Genomic DNA, 20,483 nt, shown 5'->3' with positions numbered 1-20,483 from the left:
AGCCTAACTCCCGCTGCCATGGCCGGGACGGCACGCGCCTGTGCGAGTAGCCCGGTCAGGAGATCGGAGCGTCCGGCGGCAGTCCGAAGGCCTTGCGCGCCTCCGCGCGGACCCCTTTCATGTCCGACCCCGCGCTCGCCAACTCGATCGCCCGGGGCGCGCCTTCAGGGGAGAACATCGCCCGCGTCGTCGGTATGTTCGCTTCGCCGTCCAGCGGCTCTTCGACGTCCCGTACGGCGTAACGCCCGCCCACCGATTCCATCGTCAGGAGCAGCGGGACGGCATATCCGCTGCCGAGGGTGAGCGTGCCGCCCGAGCGGGCCAGTTCCTCGCACCAGGCCATGAGCCCGACCAGCAGCTGTGGATCCTTCCGGCGCACCTCGATGAGCTCTTCTCGGCAGAAGACCCGGGGACGCAGGTCCGGCTTCTCGGCGGCCAGGAAGTTGTGCTCGTTGCGGCCGGGGTCCGTCTCCAGGAAGTGGTCGGCGGCCTCCATGAGCACCGTACGCGTCGGAGGGTCGACGGTGACGACCTGTTCACGGGCGGTGCCCGCCAGATCCGGTTTCGACAGCCGCGGGACCAGCAGAACCGCGCCCCCGACGGCGAGAAGCAGTACGACGACCGCCCAGGCGGCCTTATGTCTGGTCCGGCTCGGCATGCCTCTCCTCAACGGTCACGAGAACTGGCTGGGCGCCTTCGCGTCCCCGACAGCGTCGCCAGCGCGAAGCATATGATCACCGGTATGCCCGATGCCATCGTCCGACCGTCCGCGAGGATCCTGCTGGTCGACGAACAGGATCGGGTGCTGCTCTATCGCGGCCTCGGGTTGATCAACGCCGATGAATACGCATGGTTCACCCCCGGCGGCGGCGTCAACGACGGCGAGCCCCTCCACCACGCGGCGGCTCGCGAGCTTCGCGAGGAAACCGGGCATTCGGCGGATCCGGACGAGATCGGTCCTGTCGTGGCCACCGCTTCGGGCTACTGGAAGGCGTCCGACGGCCGGCTGTTCCTCGCCCTCGACTCCTACTTCTTCCTCCGCGTACGGGAATTCAAGGTCGACACCTCAGGCATGGAAGACCGCGAGCGTTCGCTGGTCGACCGCTTCCGCTGGTGGTCGCTGCCCGAGCTCCAGACCACCGACGAACAGGTCTTCCCGCCCGGACTCGCCGGATTCATGGAACGCCTGCTGGCCGGCGACGTCCCGGACGAGCCCGTCGGCTTCCCCTGGCATCATCCGGATCTGGACTAGAGACCGCCGACCGGCTTCGGCGGGGAGAGAAGTGTCTGACGCGGGAGGGAGTGGCATGTCGGAGAAAGCCGTCGAACCGGTCTATCGCGTGCTGGCGGGGGCGACGACCTCCTCCGTGGTCCTGCACGTCCCGCACGGCTCCCGCGCCCTGAGCGCCGCCGCCCGGCAGAGCATCCTGCTCGACGACGACGCCCTGGCCGCCGAGCTCGACCACATGACCGACGCGCATACCGGGCTCATCGCCTCCCGGGCTGCGGCCTTTGCCACCCACGCCCCGTGGCTGCTGGAGAACAGCTATTCACGCCTGGTCGTGGATCCCGAACGTTTTCCCGACGCGCGTGAGGAGATGAGCGCCGTCGGCATGGGCGCCGTCTACACCCGCACGTCCCACGGACAACGGCTTCGCCTCGACGACGAGGCTCGCGACCAGGAGCTGCTGGCTCGGCATTACCGCCCGTACGCCGACGCCATGACCGACCTGGTCGACGCGCGGCTGGCCGCCACCGGCCGGGCCGTCGTCATCGACGTGCACTCCTACCCCAGCCGGGCATTGCCGTACGAGCTGCACGGGGACGGCCCACGCCCCTCGATCTGCCTCGGCACGGACGAGTTCCACACCCCGCCCGAGTTGGTGCGCGCCGCCCGCGACGCGTTCGCCGGACTCGGTGACATCGACCAGGACACCCCCTTCGCCGGCTGTTATGTGCCTCTCAAGCACTACCGGCAGCAGCCCGCGGTCACCGCGCTCATGATCGAGATTCGCCGCGACATCTACATGAGCGAGCCGGGCGGGCCGCCCACCGAGAACGCCGACCGCCTCGCCACGGCCCTGGCCGATCTCGTCGACACGTTGTCGCCCGCCGCGCATCGGTGACCCCCAGGGCACTTTTGCACCGGTTTGGCATTAACTTCCCTAGTCTGTCCGATATGAAAAGCCCTCTTGGTGAGTTCCTTCGCGCTCGGCGTCAGGTCGTGGGAGTTGATCAGGTAGGGCTGCCGAGTGGCGACGACCGTCGCCGGACCCCTGGGTTGCGCCGCAACGAGGTGGCACTCCTGGCCGGCGTCAGCGTCGACTACTACACCCGGCTGGAACAGGGCAGAGAACGTAACCCATCGGATCAGGTGCTCGACGCTCTGGCCGGAGCCCTCCAACTCTGCCGACTGGGAACGGGAGGCGTTTTCGTTTGTGGCCCACCTTCGCGCCATGGCGGGAGCAGACTGCGACGACCCCTTCCTGCTCGAACTGGTCGATGAGTTCTCGCTCGCGAGCGAGAACTTCCGCCGGCTATGGGCTCGTCACGATGTGCGAATCAGGAGTCACGAAACCGTCCACATACGCCACCGTTATGTCGGTGACCTGACGCTTCATTTCGAAGCGTTCAACGTCAACAGCGCTCCCGGCCAGACACTCGTCATCGGGCAGCCCGACCCTGACAGCCCGTCCGCGCACGCTCTGGCCGAACTGGGCTGGCTCGCCTCCACTAGCAGATGATCATCAGCCGCCTGGAGACTCGTCGATCATGAAGCCAGAATCTTCTGGGCTCGATCGAGGGCTGCCGAGTTGAACTGCTGAACCGCGGTCACCTCGGGTTCGAAGTGCATAAGCGTGGCGGGGTAATAGCGGTCTTCAAGGCGCTTGCGCGCCGACGCGTAGCCGAGGCTCTTCTCGCATGAAGCGTCGGCGACCGCCAGCTTGACCTCGGCCGCGAAACCCCCACCGGCGCCGTTATAGAAATCGCTGGCCTTCGCCCGCGCCGCACTCGGATCCGCCAGATCTGAGTAACCCCACTTGGCCATGCACGCCGTCCACGAGGCGTTCAGGGAGCGTATGGCCGGGTCAGCGTTCGCCCTCTTCCTGGCCTCGATAGGAAGGTTCCCCGCGAAATTCTCCGACTTGAGCATCTGCTCGATGGAGCCGAAGATCTGCTTCTGCGACTCTGCCAGGCACCCCTCCGCGGACGTCTCCACCTCACTGCCGTTAGGCAACGTCACCCGTATCTTCACCGCCGACGACGGCCCGAAGTAGGCGTCGCCCCACTTCTGACGCTCGGCATCGGTCTGGTCGCGATAGGGATCCTCACCTGCCCCGGAGCCGTCGTGCAGGTTGGCCTGAGTCCCGTATGCGTCATTACGGGGCTCCGCGACGCTCAACCCGTAATCCGGCTTGCCCATCGTCGGGTTCACGTCCTTCTTCAACGGCGGCTGCTTGACGTATTTCAAGCCCTTGTCTCTCATGCAACGCCACGACAGCTCTTCGATCGCGGCCTGCCTGGTGCTGTATCCGGCGAAAAGTCCGTTCATTTGGTCGCGGACGTTCGGATACGGCGCGTCGGGAAGCTTCCAAACGGCCGCACTCTATGCCGATCCCGCGGAGGTCTTGTCACCCTCAGCAGCGCATCCGCTCACCGCCGTCAAGACAGTCGTTGCGACGATTACCAGAGTGCGCCTGCCGATCTCAGGCTTCGAGGACGGCCGACACTTCGACTTACTGATCATCTATTCGCTTTGTCCGTATTTCTCTTGGCGTTCTGTCAGCAGGTTGGAAGAACATCAAAGTGAACTTCGCTGATGATTCTTTTCACCGTAATCGTGGGTCAGAGCCGGAGCCGCCTGAAGGATCAAACCGTCGGCGGCAGATACGGGTACCCGAACGGGGGCCCGCGGACAGCGGCCACCGCCAATCGCGATCATCTACCGTGACTCGGCACGCCACGCCGTCGCCGTGCCGAGGAGCCCGATGGGCGCCCTGAGGCCCGCCGTACGGTGACGACCTGCAGATCCCTTGGCCGAATGGCCGCGAAAGGAGGCGGCAGCGAAGGTTTACGCTGGTCAGCATGCCCGCGCCCGTGAACAACCAGCTCGGAGAGTTCCTGCGCGCCCACCGCGCCCGGATCGATCCGGCGGACGTCGGCCTGCCGTCCGGGGGTGATCGCAGGGTCGCCGGGCTGCGGCGCGAGGAGGTCGCCGTGCTGGCCGGCGTGAGCGTGGACTACTACGCGCGGCTGGAGCAGGGCCGCGAACGCAACCCGTCCCCGAGCATTCTGTCGGCCATCGGCCAGGCGCTCAGGCTCGACGCCGACGCACGGGGCCACCTTTTCCGGCTGGCCGGACTCCACCCTCGCCTCGCGCCCCGGAATCCGCGAGAGCCGGTGCATCCGACGCTGCTGCACATGCTCGACACCTTTCCCGCATCGGCCGCCTACGTGCTCAGCCCGGCTTTCGACGTGCTCGCCGCCAACAACCTCGCCGCCACGCTCCTTTCGCCGTTCTCCGGGATGACCAACATGGTCCGCATCCTGTTCCACCACCCGCAGGCGCGCACCGTGTTCGCCGACTGGCCGGTTCTCAGGGAGAACGTGGTCCACGCGTTGCGCCTCAACGCCGGCTGCTTCCCCGGTGACCCGGAGATCGAACGCCTCGTGGACGAGCTCCGGCAGTCGTCGCCGGATTTCCGGTCCTTGTGGGAGGACCAGACGGTGAGGGGCCTGAACCGCATGTTCAAAGTGTTCGTGCATCCCGAGGCCGGGAGGATCGAGTTGAACTACCAGATCTTCGACGTCCGGGACGTTCCCGGGCAGCAGTTGCTGGTCGGCACTCCGGAGCCCGGCACCCGGAGCGCGGAGGCGGTCGCCCACCTGGCCTCCGTGCACGCGACGCCCTGAGTTCCTTCTCCCTCAGCAGGTCACCGGCTGGCCGTACGGCAACTTCCTGGGTGTCGCACACCCAGGAAGTCACGGCCTTCTCCCTCTGGTGCCGCCCCTCCACGCTGGAAACCCGGCCGATACGGCACAGCACCGAAACGGGAGAATCCATGAACCCCTCCACGCCCAAGACCGTTCTCGTCACGGGAGCGAGCAGCGGAATAGGCGAGGCCACCGCACAGCGGCTCGCAGCCGACGGACACCACGTCTTCGTCGGCGCCCGCCGTACCGACCGGCTCGAGACCCTCGTCGCCGGCCTCCGGGCCGCCGGAGGCTCCGCCGATTTCCAGGAGTTGGACGTGACCAGCCTGGAGAGCATGCGCGCCTTCGCCGCCGCGGCCCGCGAGCGCTACGGGCGGATCGATGTGCTGGTCAACAACGCCGGTGTGATGCCGCTGTCGCGGATCGACGCGCTGCGCATCGACGAGTGGGACCAGATGATCGACGTCAACCTGCGCGGCACTCTCCACGGCATCGCCGCCGTCCTGCCCGGGATGCGCGCTCAAGGCACGGGACATGTGATCAACGTGGCCTCCACATCCGCGCACCGCGTCGACCCGACCGCGGCGGTCTACTGCGCTACCAAGTACGCGGTACGCGCGCTGTCCGAGGGACTTCGGCAGGAGAACGACCGTGTCCGCGTCACGGTCGTCAGCCCCGGTTTCACCCAGTCGGAGCTCACCGACCGTGGCGGCGACCCGGTCGCGCAAGGCGCCGCCAGGGCGGCGTCCGAGCAGTTGGCCATCCCTGCGTCCGCGGTCGCCGACGCCATCGCCTATGCGATCGCCCAGCCGGAGAACGTCGACGTCAACGAGGTCGTCGTCCGCCCCACGGCGCAGGGCTGACCGCCCCTCTCACCGCCGTCACCGCGCCCCTGCTCGAAAGGAATGCCCATGGCCGAGACCCTCGAAGTGACGACCCTCAGGCCCGCCGAGGGCCTCAACACGGCCGATTTCGTTGCCGCGAACAAGGACATCAACGACTATCTGCGGCGCCGGCCCGGGTTCCTATGGCGCCGCATTCTCGAAACCTCCGACGGCACGATCATCGACATCGTGGCCTACGACACCATGGCCCATGCCCAGTCGGGGGCCGCCGGCATCGTTGGAGAGATGGGCCACTCCCCGGTTCACGCGACCATCGACCACGACACGGTCGACTGGCGCCTCACCACCGTGGTGCAGCACATCGAATGAGAGCCCGGTCGGGCGCGCGGTCCAGAACTGACGCGGCGCGTATCCGGTTCGGCGAAGCCGACTGCTCGGTAGTGGCTCGAGGAAGACGATGGCATGCTGGACCGAACGGCGACCACAAGGAGACCAGTGATGACCCTCAGCACGCCGCCCGCTCCCCGGCGTACCCCCCTCAGCGTGGACGAGAAGGTCCGAGCCGAAGCGGCCTTCGTTCCCCTCGTCGCCGAGCACCTCGCCGCCAGCGGCCGGTTCAGGGTGAGCGCCGACACCCCGGAGATGGTGGAGTTGTTCCAGGGGGTCGCCCACAGGGTGGGTGAGATGCTCCAGCGACCCGTGGTCAGCTATGCCAACGGCAGGTACGTGGTGATCACGTTCGGCGAGGAGGACGCCCCCGGCCTCCCCGGCCGAGGCGCCCTCTCGACGCACGGGTGACTCTGAGGCGCCATCCACGGAGCCGAACACTCCCAAACCGGGGACCGTGTACGGCACTAGCCGGCCGCCAGAACACGATCGAGTGCCGCCCGACCTGCGCGTCCTCACGTTGGCCGGCCGACGGTTGTACGGCTATCGCGTGACGGCCTCCTGCAACTCGGTCACCCAGGTCTCCGGGGCGCCCTCGCCGTACTGGAGGTAGAGCTCGCGGGCGACGCCGGAGCTGCGGTAGTCGTTGTCCTCGATCCACTGGGCGAGCAGCTGATACGTGGCGTCCACGTTGTCCATGGGCCCGTGGTGGATGACCGTGGCCGCCTGCTCGATCTCTGTCAGGTCGACGATCTCGAAGTCGTAGGTCTTGCCCTGCTCCGCGTTCACCGGGGCACCGGCGTGCACCCGCACACCCTCGGAAACCTGCTCGTAATACGCGACCGCCGGGCCCGTGATGGCCAGCCCGGCCTCGTCGAGCCGCTTGGTCAGCTCCGCGTACAACGGCTGGATCACGGGGCCGATTTCGGCCGACTCGTAGCTCGGCGCGATGGCGCTCAGCTCGGCGAGGCGGACCGCGGGAACCCTCTTGATCACGATGTCCACAGGCATGATGCCCTCCGTTTCGATCATCCGGAGCCTCGCCTCAACCCTGGCCAGCCTCGCGGTGTCGTCGGCCACCTGAGCCTCCAACTCCGCGCGGCGGAGCCGCAGCATGCCGTACAACTCCTCCGGACCGACCTTTTCCTCGAGGATCAGCCCCACCTGTTCGAGGCTGAGCCCGAGGTCCTTGAGGGCGATCAGGCGGTTGAGCCGGGACAGTTGCCCCGCCTCGTAGTAGCGGTAGCCGGTGAACTGGTCGACCCGGGCGGGCCGGAGCAGTCCGAGCGCGTCGTAGTGCCGCAGCATGCGTACGGACACCCGGCCAAGGCGAGCGAAGTCTCCAATGCTGAACATGTCGCTCCCTGTCTACGGCCTCACACAGCGTCAGGGTCAACCATGTCACGCCCCATCGGGGTGAAATAGGTAAAGCTGCTATGGTTCTTTCAACAGGTCCGCATTCAAGGAGACTCCATGTCCGCAGCCGCCTCTCTTCCGCTGTCCTATGACGTCTTCGTCTCGGACGGGCCTCGCCGAGCCGGTGACCAGCGCATGCCGAACGGCGACCCCATCTCGTGGTCGCCGTTGTCGACCACATTGATCTTCGGAGAAGAGGACGCGCTCCTGGTCGACCCGCCCTTCACCCTCGCGCAGACCGAGAAGGTCGCCGCCTGGGTCGAGCGATCCGGCAAACGCCTGGCGTACATCTATGTCACCCACGGCCACGGCGACCACTGGTTCGGCACGTCGGAACTCGTCAAGCGATTCCCCGGCGCGACCGTCTACGCCACCGAGGGCACGATCGAGGTCATGCACCAGCAGGCCGGCGAGGGGCGCGAGCAGTTGTGGGACCGGATCTTCCCGGGCCAGATTCCGGAAACTCCTGTCCTGGCACAACCGATCCCCGCGGAGGGGTTCCTCCTGGAGGGCCAGGTCGTACGGGCAGTGGAGACCGGTCACACGGACACGGACAAGACCTCGGTGCTGCACGTGCCGTCCATCGGCCTGGTGGTGGCCGGCGACGTCGCCTACAACGGCGTGCATCAGTACATCCTGGAAGGCGGTGAGGGCGGCCTGCACGAATGGCTCAAGGCCATCGACCGCGTCGCCGAGCTCCAGCCGCGCGCCGTCGTCGCCGGCCACAAGAACAAGGACCTCCCCGACGATCCGGCTATCCTTGGCGAAACCCGGCGGTACCTCCAGGACGCGATCCGACTCCTCGACGAAAAGCCCACCGCCCAGGATTTCTTCGACCGGATGATCGAGCTCTACCCGGACCGGCTCAACCAAGGCCCGGTCTGGTACGGAGCACTCGGGCTGCTGGGCAGATGAGCGATTCATACGAGGTGGTGTCCGCATGCCGTGGTCCGCGACGAGCCGATTCGAGCTGGTGCCCGCGCCAGGGGCTCTGGCGCTGGTCCAGGATCTGCTCAACACCGCCGCGACCGCACAGGATCCCGATCTCCTCGCCGACATGGAGAGCGCCCAGGCGTGGGTGAGCGATGCCACAGCGGAATGGTCCGCGGTCACCGGCTTGCCCGCCGTGGAGACGGTGCTCGACGCCGACGGACTGCAGGAGCTGAGGGCCTTCCGGGACGACCTGCGCGACATGAGCGCCCGAGCCCACGAGGCCGCGTCCGAGACCGGACCCGTGGAGCCGGCAACGCACGCCGGCGCGGCCATGCTCCAGCTCGGCGCGGACGGATCCGTCCGGCTTCAGCCACAGGAAAGCGATCGGCGTGCGCTGGTCGTGCTGGCTCTGGCGGCCCTCTTCGAGGGACAGCAGGCCGGCACCAGGCACCGTCTCAAGACCTGTCGCAATCCCCGCTGCCGGGTCGCCTTCTACGACCGTTCGCGCAATGTCAGCGGCGTCTGGCACTCCGTCCGCTCATGCGGCAACCTGGCCAACCTGCACGCCCATCGGGAACGGCGGCGCGCCGAATGAACATCCGTACGGCAGGGCACGTGGCCCGCTCCGCCCCTTGCCTACCCGAGACGGCGGTTCGCGCTTGTCCCGCGAGAACCGCCGCCCTGTGAGCGGCCGTACCCGGGACGGACTTACTCCGGAAGGATGTCCGTTGCCAGGTCGAGGTGGCTCGTCCGCTCTGCGTACTGTGCGAAATGCTCCATGTCCCACTGCGGCACCGGCACCCCCGGGACCGGGTCGTCACCGCCCTGGATGAAGGTCTCCTCCAGCCCGCCCGGGGTGAACAGGAACAGCAGCTTCGTGGTGTGGAGGCCATTGTTCTTGAAACGATGCCGCACTCCCGGCGGCACGTAGAGGAAATCCCCCGAGCGAGCCGCGATGGTCTCGTCGCCGTTGAGGAATTCGAGCTCGCCGTCGACTATATAGAAGGCCTCGCTGTCCCTGTTGTGTACATGGGCCACCGGACCGGTCCCGGGCGGAACGGAAGCCTCGATGAACCCGAGCCTGCCGCCCGTATTCTTCGCGTGCACCTTCACCGTGTAGACGTCACCGGCGATCCATTTGGTGATGCCGTCGCCCGCGGGCACATAAATGGCACCGCGTTTTGTCCAGCGAGGGTCGTCGGGGGCGATCTGCGGAATGGGGATACTCAATGGGGTCTCCTGACGAATTACGAAGACGCCAGAGCTCAGGCACGACCTCGGCGTCGTCTGACGCCTGTCAGACTATCGATGGTCTGACAGCTGTCAAGCGTGTCGGTCGCTCAGCGTCCGAGCTCCGCGAGTGGACAGGGGACCCCCTGGCACTGGTTACTCTTGGGTAAAGGCTGACAGGCCCGAGCGCGGCTGTGGTCGAGGTCACCCGCGGCATGCTCCATGAGGGAAGAAAAGAGGCCGGCCGTGACTCTGCCGAACCAGGAGCCGGGGCGACCTGTCCGGACGAGGCCGCCCCAGGTGGAGCTCAGCGATGCCGAAATTCTTCGGCGAGGCCTGGACGCCTTCGCCGAATTGGGATATCAGGGCGCCTCGGTACGGGAGCTCGCCAAGCGCCTCGGCGTCAGCCACAATTTCATCAACGACCGATTCGGCTCGAAGGAGAATTTCTGGCGCGCGGTCGTCGACTACGAAATGCAAGGCCTGCAGAAGCCGCTTGAGGACGCCTTCGCGGTAGATGCGGACGACGCCGAGAAGTTCGGGATCGTCATCAAGGCCTTCTATACCATCGCCGCGAGAAGCCCTCAAATGCACCGGATCATCTCCGAGGAGTCGGTGCTCGAATCAAATCGCCTCGACTACCTGCACAGCAAATACACGAACGCTTTTCTGGAAAAACTCGAGCCGATCTCCCGCCGGCTCATGGAGTCGGGGCGAATGCCGAGATTGTCGATGGACATCATGTTCACCGCCATCAGCGGCCCCGCGATCGTTCTGACCCGTGGACCGCTGGCCCGCCGCCTCGGCCGTGCGCCGCTTCTACCGGCTGCGGAGTGGGAGCAGTTGACCACGTCCCTGGCGGAGGTGGTCCTCCGAGGCCTGCTCCCGGCAGTGCTGCCGTCGGATTCGTAGCGACAGGCCGGATGCCGGACGGCTACCGCCGCTTGAACTGCTCGCGCACGCGCGGGGCGACCTCGGTGCCGAAAAGGCGGAGGTTCTCCATGATGACGTCGTGCGGCATCGGGCCCATGCCGTACTTGAGGTCGAAGCGGGTGGCGTCCAGGGCGGTCATGGTCTTGATGATGCGCCGGGCGACGGTCTCGGGAGAGCCGACGTAGAGGGAGCCGTATTCGACCTCGTGCTCGAAGTATTCGCGGGTGATCGCCGGGAAGCCGCGCTGCCGGCGCGCCTCCAGCATGAACGTCTCGTACGTGGGCCAGTACTCCTCCTTCGCCTGCTCATCGGTGGCCGCGACGTGCCCCGGGGAGTGCACGCCGATGGGCAGGGGGGCGAGGCCCTCTCGCGCGGTTGCCTGGCGGTAGAGCGTGGACAGCCGGGTGAAGCGCATCGGGTTGCCGCCGATGATCGCGAGCATCACCGGAAACCCGTACCGCGCGGCGCGTACGACGGACGCCGGGCTGCCGCCGACGCCCACCCAGGTCGGCAGCGCTCCTCCGGCGGTGCGCGGGTAGACCTGCAGCCCAGGGAGGGAGGCCCGCGTGGTGCCTGACCAGGTGACGGGCTTCTCGGTACGCACCTGGGCGAACAGTTCGAGCTTCTCCTCGAAAAGGCGCTCGTAGTCGGCGAGGTCGAACCCGAACAACGGGAACGACTCGGTACTCGATCCGCGGCCCAGGATGACTTCGGCGCGCCCGGAGGAAAGGGCGTCAAGGGTCGCGTACCGCTGGAAGACGCGTACCGGGTCGTCCGAGCTTAGGACCGTCACCGCGGAGCCGAGATGGATCCGCGAGGTGCGGGCCGCGACCGCGGCGAGGACCAGGTCGGGGGCGGGCAGCGGCATCTCCTCGATGTGATGCTCGCCCAGGCCGAAGAAATCGAGGCCCGACTCCTCCGCGAGCACCCCCTCCGCGACGAGCTCGCGCAGGTTCTCCGGCTGGCTGAGCAGGGCGCCGTCGCTGCCGAGGGTCATGTCTCCGAAGCTGTCGACGCCGATCACGATCGGGCGTTCTCCCTGTTCGGCAGCCATCGCCATCTCCTCCAACTAATTGACGCGTCAATCGTATGCGATATGGTTGACGCGTCAATTAGTTGGATGTGAGTCATGAGCGAGCGAGTCGGGTCATGCACTCCGGCAACAGAACGCGAGACCTGACATGACCACCGAACCGGCATCGGGGCAGCTCCCCCTCGTCCTCGGCCTCGACACCTTTGGCGACCGCACCAGCGACCAGGACGGCCGCCCGCTCTCCCACGCGCAGACGATCCGGAACCTCGTGGAGGAGGGCGTCTTCGCCGACCAACTCGGCATCGACTATTTCGGGATCGGTGAGCACCACACCGACGACTTCCCGCTGTCGGCCGGCGACGTGGTGCTCAGCGCGATCGCCGCGCGCACGACCCGCATCCGGCTCGGCTCGGCCGTCACGGTCCTGAGCTCCGACGACCCCGTCCGGGTGTTCCAGCGTTACTCCACGCTCAACGCCGTCTCCGACGGCCGGGCGGAGGTCATCCTGGGCCGAGGCTCCAGCATCGACTCCTTTCCGCTCTTCGGCTACGACCTCTCCGACTACGAGGAGCTCTTCGAGGAGAAGGCGCAACTCTTCGCCGAACTGCTCAAAGGCGGACCGGTCACCTGGCACGGCAGAAAGCGCGCCCCGCTCGTCGACCAGGACGTCGTGCCGCACCTGGAGAACGGCCCCTTCCCCGCGTGGATCGGCGTCGGCGGCAGCCCCCAGTCGGTCGTCCGCGCCGCGCGGTACGGATACTCGCTGATGCTCGCGATCATCGGTGGACAGCCCGCACGCTTCGCGCCGTTTTCACAGCTCTTCCAGCAGGCCCTGGAGAAGTTCGGCCGTCCCCCGCTGCCGGTCGGCGTGCACGCGCCCGGGCACGTCGCCGCCACCGACGAGCAGGCGCTCGAGGAGTTCTGGCCGAACTACCGGGAGTTGATCAGCCGCGTCAGCAAGCAGCGCGGATTCGCCATCCCGACCAGGGCGTCCTTCCAGTACGAGGTCGGGCCGCACGGGGCGCTCTACGTCGGATCGCCGGAGACCGTGGCGCAGAAGATCGCGGCGAACCTCCCGGTGCTCGGCGCGACCCGCTTCGACCTGAAGTACGGCATGGGCCCGCTCTCGCACGAGACGCTCATGACCAACATCGAGCTCTACGGCACAGAGGTCATCCCTCGAGTCCGCGAACTCATGGCATGAGCAGAGGCGGCCGCTCTAGCGGCGCACGTCGGTGACCAGGAGGGGCGAGGCGATCGCGAACTCTCCCAGCACCTGGTCCGTACTGGTCTCCTTCATCCGAGCCAGCTCATCGGCGGTCATCCCGACGACGGTCAGGAATTCCACCTGTCCGTTGGGAGTGTCGATGGTGCCGAGTTCGGGGTCGCGGGCGAACGCCAGGGCGGTCAAACGCGAGTCGGGTGCACCCGTGATCGGCCCGCCCGGGTCCATGCGGTGCCCGCCGGCGAACGGCCGCCCGGCGCTGAACACATAGCGTCCGAGCTGTTGCAGAAGGCGGAGCGCCCAGGGCGGTGGCTGCTCGTCGGTGGCCGGCACGCGCATGGTCAGCTCGAACCCCCAGCCGCTGACCTCCGGATCATCGCTGTCCTTGCCGAACAGCTCGGACAGCCCGAACGTGACCAGTAGCCAGTGCGAGGACGTCCGGTAGGCGCTCAGCCCATAGATGCCGTCCTGGCCGGGCAGTGTGTCGGTTCCCCAGTGCAAAGGCTGTTGGGGAGGGACTATCCGGGCAACCGCGGCTTCGATCGCGTCCCACCCCGGAGCCTCATCCTCATCCTCATCCTCATCCTGCTGGTCGGTATCAACCTCAGTCATGACCGTATTCTCCGGGTTCCTGCCGTCTCCGCGATCTGGAGCCAGATCCTGTCATGACCATGCAAAGGCGATGAACCTGGCCTCGGCGGCCGGTCTAGCGGCCGGGTCGGCCGGTGGCCAGGGCGAAACACATTGTCAGTGGCGCGTGCGAGGATGACGCCCTTCGTTGGCGTATGCAGGGGGATCACGTGCTCAGATCGTTGCCGGCGCCCGTCAGGGCGCTGGTGTGGGTGCGCGTTCTCAACGCACTCGGCGCGTATGCGCTGTCGTTCCTCGCGGTTCTGGCCGGACCCGAGCTTGCTCCGGTGGCGTTAGCGGTATTCGGCGTCACGGCGCTGGCCTCGCGGTGGGCCGGGGCGTTTCTGCTCGATCGCTTCTCGCCTCGGGGCGTGCTCGCCGCCGGGTTGGCCGGGACCGGGCTGGCGCTGATCGCGCTGGCGGTGGCGCACGGCCCGGTCCCCATACTGGTCGCGATCGCACTGGTCGGGCTGGCGTTCGAGGTCTATGAGCCGGCCTCGCAGGAGTTCCTGGCCCGGGCAAGCGTCGGCGAGCAGCGCCATGCGACCTTCGCGGTGATGGGAGTGGCGATCACGGCCGCCGGGGCGATCGCGGGGCTGCTGGCGGCGCTGCTGCTGCCATTCGGTGTGCGATGGCTGGTGGTCGCCGACGCGCTGACCTGTCTGGCGGCGGCAGGCGTGGCGGTGGCGTTGTTGCCCGGCGACGACCACGCGCGCGGCGCCCACCGGGTAAGGGGCGATGGGCGCTGGCGGCCACCTGCGGCGTTGATCCGCCTGACGGTGGCGGGAACCGCTTTCGCGGTCGGCTATCTCGCGGTGATGATGTACCTGCCGCTGGCGCTGTTGGAGCGCGGCGCACCGGCATGGCTGCCCGGCCTGGCTCTGGCGGCCGCCGCCATCCTGGCGCCACTGACGCTCAGGGTGGTCCGGCGTCTGCTGGCGGGCCGTACGCATGGGGCCATCCTCGGCGTGGGCACGCTGCTACTGGCGGGGCTGGCACTGACCATGGCGCTGACCACGAGCGTTTCGCTGACCGTCGCCGCCTATCTGGCCTGCACCGCGGTCAACAGCGTATTGCTGGGTCGCTGGCAGTCGACTGTCGCCGATGCCGCCCCGGAACTCGACCGGCCACGCTGGTTCGCATTCCACGGGTCGTCGTGGGGCGTGGCCCAGCCGGCTGTCCCCCCGCTGGCCGCACTGGCCGGCACCTTCGTGGCCGCCGCAGGAGCCGGCGCCTTCTTGGCCGCGGGCGCGGCCTTTCTGCTCGTGCCGCTCGCGTTGTACAAGGCCGGCCAAGCCGGACTCGCTTACGAACATGTCGGGCCGACGTGAATGATTCGTTCACCCGGACAACTCCGCTGCCGCGGCGCGAATCTCGGCGAGAAGCACGGCGAGATCCTGTTCGGTCGTCGCCGGGTTGAGGAAACAGGCGCGCATCGCTTCCGCACCGGCCAGCCGCGTACCCGTGAGGAATGCCCGCCCACGCCGCCGGACCGCGGCCGGGATCGCTCGGTTGAGCGCGTCAAGCGGGTCTGGCCCGAGCTCCGGGCGCGGGCGGTACCGGAACGCGGTGATGGATGTCGTGACCGGAGCGAGCAGCTCGAAGTCGTCCGAATCCTCGATGAGAACGGCTAGTCGGCGCGCGAGACTCATGGTGTGCTCGACGAGCCGGACGATTCCCTCGCGGCCGAGGTGCGCCATCGTCGCCCAGGCCCGCAGGGAGCGGAACTGCCGGGTCTGCTCCGGGCCGTACTCGGCGAACCAGCCGAGATCCCCGGCCTCGTCGTCGCGCAGGTACGCCGGTACGAGGCTGAACGCGTCGCGGGCGAAGGCCGGGTCGCGGAGCAGGACGCACCCGCAGTCGACTGGGACCCCGAGCCATTTGTGCGGGTCCAGCACCACCGAGTCCGCCCGCTCCCAGCCTGCGAAGGCGGGCGCGGTCTGTCTGGCGAGGACGGCCGGCGCGCCATAGGCGCCGTCGACGTGAAACCACAGCCCGTGTTCCGCGGCGATGTCGGCGATCTCGTCGAGCGAGTCGATCGCACCGGTGTTGACCGTGCCCGCGCTCGCGGCTACGCAGAACGGTCGCAGTCCCATGGCGAGGTCTTCGGCGATCGCAGTGCGCAGTGCGTTCACGTCGAGGCGGAACGTGTCGTCGACCCGGACCACACGCAGGTGCCGACTGCCGAGCCCGAGTAGTTCGGCGGCCTTTCGCAGGCAGCCGTGTGCCTCCGCCGACACGTACATCACCATCGGCGGATGACCGGACAGACCGTCCTCGCGTACGTCCCAGCCGTCGCGGCGGGCGGCACGCTGGCGGGCTGACGCGACGGCGATGATGGTGGCCATCGAGGCGCCGCTGGTCAGCAGCCCACCGCCGGGGCGGTGCGGGTAACCGACGAGCTCCGCGAGCCACCGTACGACGGAGTGCTCCAACAGCGCGCCGGCATGATCCCCTCCCGCGCAGCTCGGATTCAGCGCGGCGGCCAGCGACGACACGACGACGCCCGCAGGCGACGGCGGAGAGTTCACCCATCCGAAGAACCTTGGATGCCCGTTGCCCATGGGATAGGGCAGGATCCGCGTTCGCACATCGTGAACCAGGTCGTCGAGCGGGCGGCCGGCGGCGGGAAGATCCTGGCGGGTCAGCCAGTCGTGGTCGGCGCCGCGCACCGGCCGCCAGACAGGGTTGTCCATGATGCCGGCGAGGTGATCGGCGGCGAGGTCGGCGGCCGCCCGGCCGGCCCTGCGCAGCTCATCCATTGACGACTCTCCTCTCACGCATCGACTGGTAGTCCACGCGGCCCCGGCCGCCGGGGCTGGTGGACACGCCCGTCCTCGCACCGGCGCGCACGGCCGTACTCGCTCATGGGCTGCTGCCGGCCGATCCCGACGAGGTCGCCGCCGTCCAGGCTGTCCTCGGCGATCAGCGAACCGGGCGTGCCTGGGTCGTCCAGGCGGGGTCAGCCCGCCATGCCCTTCGACTACCCCGAGATCCCGCTCGCAACGCGGTAGACGGTCGACGAGGTGGTGGTGCCTCAATAGACGATGGACACGATCTGGCATGCGGCTTCGGCGAGCCGGGATCACCGACGACGCAGGCGCGAGCAAGAGCAGTGCGCACCTGGGTCCCGACCGGTGCTGCTGTGTCGCGCAGCGTGTGGGGCAATGCCCGCATGAAGGTGTCGTCCAGCCCAATCCCCCGTCCCTGGCAAGGGGACGGCGCCCGCACCACGCGGGTGCGGGCGCCGTGATGAAAGATCAGCTCATCGAGTCCGCCGGCTTGTGCGCATGCGCGGTCCGCGCGGCGCTCTTCGCGGCGGCCGGGGCGCCGGCGCCGATCGTCCCGATGTCGAAGGCGTACGTCGCGGCCAGGGTCGCGATGGCGTCGGAGTTCACGTCCAGCGCCTTGTCGTTGATGTTGGCGATCGTGTCACAGGCGCTGTGGTAGCAGGGGTCGAGCGGGATGCCCGCCGTACCGCCGAAGATCTGGGCCTCCTGCTCGGTCTTGAGGACCTCAGCCCCGGTGAACAGGCCGCCTGCCGGGATCCCGGCCGCGATGAACGGCCCGTAGTCCGAGCGTCCGGTGAACGCCGTCGCCGTGAACGGCAGCCCACGACCGGCGAAGAACTTCTCGAAGTCCTCCTCGATCGCATCGGAGCCGGGAGGACCGGCGGTGCCGAACGCGTCACCGTCGCCGTCGTAGATCCCGAACGTGTGGTTCGGCGAGGCGATCATGTCGAAGTTGAGATAGAGGGCGATCTTCGCCCGCTCCTCCGCTGTCAGCGAGGCGACGTAGTGCTCGGATCCAAGGAGGCCGAACTCCTCAGCTCCCCAGAAGGCGAAGCGCATCTGGTTCTTCGGCTTGGTCTTGGCGAACTGCAGCGCCACCTCAAGGGTGCCGGCGCTGCCCGAGCCGTTGTCGTTGATGCCGGGCCCCTCCTGGACGCTGTCCAGGTGCGCGCCGAGCATGACGACGTTGTCCCGGTTGCCCTTCTTGCTCTGGGCTATCACGTTGTAGGTGGTCCGGGTCTCGACGATCGGGTCCCAGTTCATCGTGACCGCGGTGCCCGCGGCGGCCAGCTCCTGTCCGGCCTCGAAGCTGGTGAAGAACGACGGGATCGTCACGCCGGGGCCGCCGAGCGTCGGGTTGAGGTCGACCTCCGTACGGCCCGGCTGCCCCTCGTTGAACACGATCGCCGCCGAAGCACCCGCCGCGATGGCGTTGTCCACCTTCACGCGGAAGTTGCAGGTGCCGCGCTGCATCAGCGCGACGTTGCCGGCGACGAACCCGGCGAAGTCGCTCGCCTCACACCCCGAACTCGAGGAGTTGGCCGCGGGGCCCGGCGGCAGCACGAGGTCCACGCCCTGGACGGTGCCGCTGACCGCCCCTGAGGGCGACTCGGCCATCGCCACATAGTCGCCGAAGAACCCGTACGTGTACGTCTTCGGCGCCGAACTCGTCCGCTTCAGCACGGGTGGCGTCTTGTAGCCGTCGAAGGTGAACTCGAACGGCTGGATCGTCACGTCGTATCCGGCGGCGCGCAGCTTGCGGGCCACGTAGTCACGTGAGGCGTCGAAGCCGGGGGTTCCGGACACGCGGGTGCCGCCGTTGTGGTCGGCGATGGCCTGAAATGCCTGGAGGTGCTTCTTGACGTTCTTGCCGGAGACCGCCTTGACGAGCTTGCGAACGGAGTTGTTGTTGGAGTGGGCACTGGCCGTACCCGATAACGCGAGCGGTGACAGGGTCACGGCTACGGCGGTGATCGCGCCGAGCATGCCCCTACGCAGGCGGGAACGCATACTTACTCCTCGGGACGTTGAACCGCGGAAAAAATGCACACGTAGCCCGCAACGTATTCATCAATCCGGCCGATGGGGAGATCAAGGCATATATCTGTTGCATCACAGACTTAGAACGTGCTGCACGTGCCGCAAATCAAAGATTTTCGGATATCCGTATCGCTCCGGTTTTCCGGCACATTCACCATCGGCGTTGAGGGGGAAGAAGTGAGCATCAATTCGGATGCCGTTGATTCGATTCGGATGACAACCGAGCCGCTTCAACGCAGCCAAGTAGACCTGAGCTCATCCGCCATTGCGGCGCTTGGACATCGTGAACGAGTTGACGGCACGGTCGCGTCCGCTGGAGTGGTGTAGGCGTTTCATGCCCCTGTACCGCGACCCCTGGACGCGACACGCGCATGATGCGGGGCCGTACCGCCGGCGACCCTACGGGCAGCGGGTACGCGGACTACTCAGGTTGGCGACCAGGCGGTCGAGCAGAGCGGGGTCGCCGGGTAGCGCGACGTGATTCACGCCCGGGTTGTCGGTCAGGCTGAAGTGGTGGCAGCGCATCGCCCGCCAGGCCAGGATGGCATCGTTGGTGATGTCCTCCTGGTTGCCATCGCCGTCGCGCTGGAGGAATCCACTGGGATCGGCGATCTGCCCGGTGCTCAGGTTCGCCAGTCGCGCCCCGACGACCGTCGGAAGGCCGGAGCCTTTCTCCGCGTAGACGTCCACCTTGGGGAACGATTTCGGGTCGGCGAACCGGACGAAGCCGGTGTAGTAAGCGGCGATCTCCCCGACCGTCCGCAGCCTGGCATCGGCGAATAGGCGAGGGTAGTCGCGCGGGGTGTAGGAGCGGTTCGTTGAGAAGTCGCGGATGACGACCTCGCGGTCGCCGAAGATCGCCGGATCGGCGGCGCTCATGTAGGTGGAGGGGGCGCTCTGGTACATCTGCGCGCTGCTCCGTGCGTTCTCCCTGGTCGTGGGGTAGCTGAAATCCTGGATGTTCTGCCCGGTGAACATGAAGGGGTATAGCAGGCCCTGCCCCGGCATATTGCCCGCGATCGGGGTGAAACCGTGGATGTATTTGTCCCGCCACGCCTGACTGGTGTGGGTGAGGAGGTACTGGGCGTAGAGCGGCCCGTTGGAGTGGCCGACCAGATGCACCGGCCGGTTGCCGTTGTCGTGGTAGGCGTCCTCGATGAGGCCGCGGGTGCGCTGGAGGAAGCCGCCCATGTCGGGGGTGAGCCGAGCGTCGTACCCGGCTACCCGGATGTTCTTGTCGCGCACATATCCGGCGGCCTCGAGCCTGCGGTACAGCGCCTCATAATACGGGGAGCTGTCCGTGCGGCCGTAATCGATGATCTGGACGGTGACACCGGACTGCTCGGAGAAGCGCGCCGGCATCGGCAGCGACGGATCGTCCCGGTAGCGGAGAGTGAGCAGCCGGTCTTGGCAGACCTGGCTGAAGGTCCTGCTCGGCCGGTCGTTGCGGAACCAGTCCTGGAAGGCGCCCGACCGCGGGCATTCGGACGCCGTCGTCTGGCCGCGCACGGTGACCTGGAGCTTGGTGAAATGGAATGCGGGGAACAGCACCACCGGCGGCATCGCCTGCGGTGACGGCGGCTCGAGCGGTCCAGCGAACAGCCCCAGCGGCACCAACGCCGTCAGCACACCGTGAATCCAGCGACCATCGAGCATCGGAGCCCCCCAAGCGATTGGTATCCACTGCCATACCCGTGGGCAGCAGGCAGGGCAGTTGGGACTGTCTGAAAGTTCGTGTGTGTGAGGCGGTGATCCGGCCGTTGCAGGTAAACCTTGATCGCCCGTTGGAAGCCTCATGTCTGTGCCGACGCAGCTAAGAGCGCTCGGCGCCTGATCTGCCAGGCCGCTTGGCGGGCCTGGTAACCGAGTCCGGCTTCTCATCGGTCGCCGGCTGCCGTGACGATGCCGAATCGCTCACTGCCGAGAACGCGCAGCAGGCCGAGATGGGTGACGTGATCGGTGCCCGGCGGCGCGGTGAACACGACCAGGCGCTGGTCCGCGTCCGCAGTGAACAACGTCTCGCACTCCAGCTCGATCGGCCCGATGAGCGGGTGCACGAGCCGGACCCGGGTGCGGCCGGCGGA

24 protein-coding genes and 1 pseudogene are annotated in these 20,483 nt (G+C 67.5%); 15 read left to right on the top strand and 10 right to left on the bottom strand.

What is annotated here, in order from left to right:
- Positions 1-55 precede the first annotated feature (55 nt).
- Complete coding sequence (locus tag Pth03_RS04035; protein WP_203942719.1) at positions 56-658, bottom strand: hypothetical protein; 603 nt, start codon at positions 656-658, stop codon at positions 56-58.
- An 84-nt stretch (positions 659-742) separates the two neighbouring features.
- Between Pth03_RS04035 and Pth03_RS04030 the strand changes: the two genes are divergently transcribed.
- From Pth03_RS04030 to Pth03_RS42420, 4 genes and pseudogenes are all read left to right on the top strand, one after another.
- Positions 743-1,252: an NUDIX hydrolase gene (locus tag Pth03_RS04030; RefSeq protein WP_203942718.1), complete on the top strand. Its 510-nt coding sequence runs from the start codon at positions 743-745 to the stop codon at positions 1,250-1,252.
- Positions 1,253-1,307: 55 nt separating this feature from the next.
- Positions 1,308-2,126, top strand: a complete 819-nt coding sequence (locus Pth03_RS04025; RefSeq protein WP_203942717.1) for an N-formylglutamate amidohydrolase — start codon at positions 1,308-1,310, stop codon at positions 2,124-2,126.
- Positions 2,127-2,179: 53 nt separating this feature from the next.
- A pseudogene (locus tag Pth03_RS42425) lies at positions 2,180-2,347 on the top strand (transcriptional regulator); the annotation flags it as partial.
- The gene (locus Pth03_RS42420) at positions 2,277-2,744 is read left to right on the top strand and encodes an MmyB family transcriptional regulator (protein WP_373318487.1); all 468 of its coding nucleotides are present in this window, start codon (positions 2,277-2,279) and stop codon (positions 2,742-2,744) included. The pseudogene Pth03_RS42425 and the gene Pth03_RS42420, both read left to right, overlap by 71 nt.
- A gap of 26 nt (positions 2,745-2,770) precedes the next feature.
- Here Pth03_RS42420 and Pth03_RS04015 read toward each other — a convergent pair whose 3' ends face one another.
- Positions 2,771-3,487, bottom strand: a complete 717-nt coding sequence (locus Pth03_RS04015; RefSeq protein ID WP_203942716.1) for a hypothetical protein — start codon at positions 3,485-3,487, stop codon at positions 2,771-2,773.
- Between Pth03_RS04015 and Pth03_RS04010 the strand changes: the two genes are divergently transcribed.
- From Pth03_RS04010 to Pth03_RS03990, 5 genes are all read left to right on the top strand, one after another.
- Entirely contained in the window at positions 3,486-3,821 is a 336-nt protein-coding gene (locus Pth03_RS04010; protein WP_203942715.1) for a hypothetical protein, read from the top strand. The two genes, Pth03_RS04015 and Pth03_RS04010, sit on opposite strands and share 2 nt — an antisense overlap.
- 265 nt (positions 3,822-4,086) lie before the next feature.
- Positions 4,087-4,914, top strand: coding sequence for a helix-turn-helix transcriptional regulator (locus Pth03_RS04005; protein ID WP_203942714.1), 828 nt, complete (start codon positions 4,087-4,089; stop codon positions 4,912-4,914).
- Between the two features lie 149 nt (positions 4,915-5,063).
- Positions 5,064-5,798: an SDR family oxidoreductase gene (locus tag Pth03_RS04000; protein WP_203942713.1), complete on the top strand. Its 735-nt coding sequence runs from the start codon at positions 5,064-5,066 to the stop codon at positions 5,796-5,798.
- Positions 5,799-5,846: 48 nt separating this feature from the next.
- Entirely contained in the window at positions 5,847-6,149 is a 303-nt protein-coding gene (locus tag Pth03_RS03995; protein ID WP_203942712.1) for a hypothetical protein, read from the top strand.
- A gap of 129 nt (positions 6,150-6,278) precedes the next feature.
- Entirely contained in the window at positions 6,279-6,578 is a 300-nt protein-coding gene (locus Pth03_RS03990) for a hypothetical protein (RefSeq protein ID WP_203942711.1), read from the top strand.
- Between the two features lie 132 nt (positions 6,579-6,710).
- Here the strand turns inward: Pth03_RS03990 and Pth03_RS03985 are convergent, their stop codons facing one another.
- The gene (locus Pth03_RS03985) at positions 6,711-7,523 is read right to left on the bottom strand and encodes a MerR family transcriptional regulator (protein WP_203942710.1); all 813 of its coding nucleotides are present in this window, start codon (positions 7,521-7,523) and stop codon (positions 6,711-6,713) included.
- 117 nt (positions 7,524-7,640) lie between these two features.
- Between Pth03_RS03985 and Pth03_RS03980 the strand changes: the two genes are divergently transcribed.
- Together Pth03_RS03980 and Pth03_RS03975 are read left to right on the top strand one after the other, a co-directional pair.
- On the top strand, positions 7,641-8,498 hold the full coding sequence (locus Pth03_RS03980) for an MBL fold metallo-hydrolase (protein ID WP_203942709.1): 858 nt from the start codon (positions 7,641-7,643) through the stop codon (positions 8,496-8,498).
- Positions 8,499-8,523: 25 nt separating this feature from the next.
- Positions 8,524-9,111: a CGNR zinc finger domain-containing protein gene (locus tag Pth03_RS03975; RefSeq protein ID WP_203942708.1), complete on the top strand. Its 588-nt coding sequence runs from the start codon at positions 8,524-8,526 to the stop codon at positions 9,109-9,111.
- A gap of 113 nt (positions 9,112-9,224) precedes the next feature.
- Here the strand turns inward: Pth03_RS03975 and Pth03_RS03970 are convergent, their stop codons facing one another.
- Positions 9,225-9,746 (bottom strand): cupin domain-containing protein, encoded by a 522-nt coding sequence (locus Pth03_RS03970; RefSeq protein WP_203942707.1) that lies wholly within the window; start codon positions 9,744-9,746, stop codon positions 9,225-9,227.
- Positions 9,747-10,046: 300 nt separating this feature from the next.
- Here Pth03_RS03970 and Pth03_RS03965 point away from each other — a divergent pair, with 300 nt between their 5' ends.
- The gene (locus Pth03_RS03965) at positions 10,047-10,658 is read left to right on the top strand and encodes a TetR/AcrR family transcriptional regulator (RefSeq protein ID WP_203942706.1); all 612 of its coding nucleotides are present in this window, start codon (positions 10,047-10,049) and stop codon (positions 10,656-10,658) included.
- A gap of 22 nt (positions 10,659-10,680) precedes the next feature.
- On the opposite strand, the gene Pth03_RS03960 is transcribed toward Pth03_RS03965, so the two are convergent.
- Positions 10,681-11,733, bottom strand: a complete 1,053-nt coding sequence (locus tag Pth03_RS03960; RefSeq protein WP_203942705.1) for an LLM class flavin-dependent oxidoreductase — start codon at positions 11,731-11,733, stop codon at positions 10,681-10,683.
- 127 nt (positions 11,734-11,860) lie between these two features.
- Here Pth03_RS03960 and Pth03_RS03955 point away from each other — a divergent pair, with 127 nt between their 5' ends.
- Positions 11,861-12,916 (top strand): LLM class flavin-dependent oxidoreductase, encoded by a 1,056-nt coding sequence (locus Pth03_RS03955; RefSeq protein WP_203942704.1) that lies wholly within the window; start codon positions 11,861-11,863, stop codon positions 12,914-12,916.
- 15 nt (positions 12,917-12,931) lie between these two features.
- Here Pth03_RS03955 and Pth03_RS03950 read toward each other — a convergent pair whose 3' ends face one another.
- On the bottom strand, positions 12,932-13,549 hold the full coding sequence (locus tag Pth03_RS03950; RefSeq protein ID WP_203942703.1) for a suppressor of fused domain protein: 618 nt from the start codon (positions 13,547-13,549) through the stop codon (positions 12,932-12,934).
- Between the two features lie 188 nt (positions 13,550-13,737).
- On the opposite strand from Pth03_RS03950, the gene Pth03_RS03945 reads away from it, so the two are divergent.
- Positions 13,738-14,898, top strand: a complete 1,161-nt coding sequence (locus tag Pth03_RS03945; protein WP_203942702.1) for an MFS transporter — start codon at positions 13,738-13,740, stop codon at positions 14,896-14,898.
- A 9-nt stretch (positions 14,899-14,907) separates the two neighbouring features.
- Here the strand turns inward: Pth03_RS03945 and Pth03_RS03940 are convergent, their stop codons facing one another.
- On the bottom strand, positions 14,908-16,329 hold the full coding sequence (locus Pth03_RS03940) for a pyridoxal phosphate-dependent decarboxylase family protein (protein ID WP_203942701.1): 1,422 nt from the start codon (positions 16,327-16,329) through the stop codon (positions 14,908-14,910).
- 498 nt (positions 16,330-16,827) lie between these two features.
- On the bottom strand, positions 16,828-18,369 hold the full coding sequence (locus Pth03_RS03935; protein ID WP_203942700.1) for a M28 family metallopeptidase: 1,542 nt from the start codon (positions 18,367-18,369) through the stop codon (positions 16,828-16,830).
- Positions 18,370-18,486: 117 nt separating this feature from the next.
- On the opposite strand from Pth03_RS03935, the gene Pth03_RS03930 reads away from it, so the two are divergent.
- Positions 18,487-18,726, top strand: a complete 240-nt coding sequence (locus tag Pth03_RS03930; RefSeq protein WP_203942699.1) for a hypothetical protein — start codon at positions 18,487-18,489, stop codon at positions 18,724-18,726.
- 72 nt (positions 18,727-18,798) lie between these two features.
- Here the strand turns inward: Pth03_RS03930 and Pth03_RS03925 are convergent, their stop codons facing one another.
- Entirely contained in the window at positions 18,799-20,055 is a 1,257-nt protein-coding gene (locus tag Pth03_RS03925; protein ID WP_203942698.1) for a lipase/acyltransferase domain-containing protein, read from the bottom strand.
- 221 nt (positions 20,056-20,276) lie between these two features.
- On the bottom strand, positions 20,277-20,456 hold the full coding sequence (locus Pth03_RS41970) for an MmyB family transcriptional regulator (RefSeq protein WP_275413021.1): 180 nt from the start codon (positions 20,454-20,456) through the stop codon (positions 20,277-20,279).
- Positions 20,457-20,483 lie beyond the last annotated feature (27 nt).

Origin of the sequence: Planotetraspora thailandica, from assembly GCF_016863335.1 — a bacterium.
GTDB lineage: Bacteria > Actinomycetota > Actinomycetes > Streptosporangiales > Streptosporangiaceae > Planotetraspora > Planotetraspora thailandica.
This window is presented reverse-complemented; position numbering and strand designations above follow the sequence as displayed.